Below are 292 nucleotides of genomic sequence, written 5' to 3' on the forward strand. Positions count from 1 at the left end.
CCGGTCGAACCAGGCGCGGGTGTCCACGTAGTTGGGCGAAAAGTCATGGCCCGGATCGGCCTCGAACGCCGTTACCCACGGATCGCCTGCGTCGCGCAGCAGGGCCTTTGACGCGCCATTCCAGGCGGGAACGGGCGGCAGGAACGCCTGATCCCAGGGGGCGGCGTTGGGAAGCGTCTGGGACATGGCGGGGCTCACGCTACAGGCAAGGGCGGCCAAGACGGCCGAGATTGCGAAATACGATTTCATATCGGCTTTCGTGAGCCGATTGGTCCGCCCTGACAAGCATTCA

Annotated in this window: 1 protein-coding gene; it reads right to left on the reverse strand. The window is 64.7% G+C overall.

Annotation, left to right across the window (positions count from 1 at the left end):
* Positions 1-186 (reverse strand): hypothetical protein (locus CVH10_RS19510; protein WP_219924859.1); only part of this gene is annotated, 186 nt, incomplete at its 3' end.
* Between the last annotated feature and the right edge of the window lie 106 nt (positions 187-292).

This window comes from Halomonas sp. ND22Bw (assembly GCF_003011945.1).
In the GTDB taxonomy this organism is placed as follows: Bacteria; Pseudomonadota; Gammaproteobacteria; order Pseudomonadales; family Halomonadaceae; genus Halomonas; species Halomonas halophila.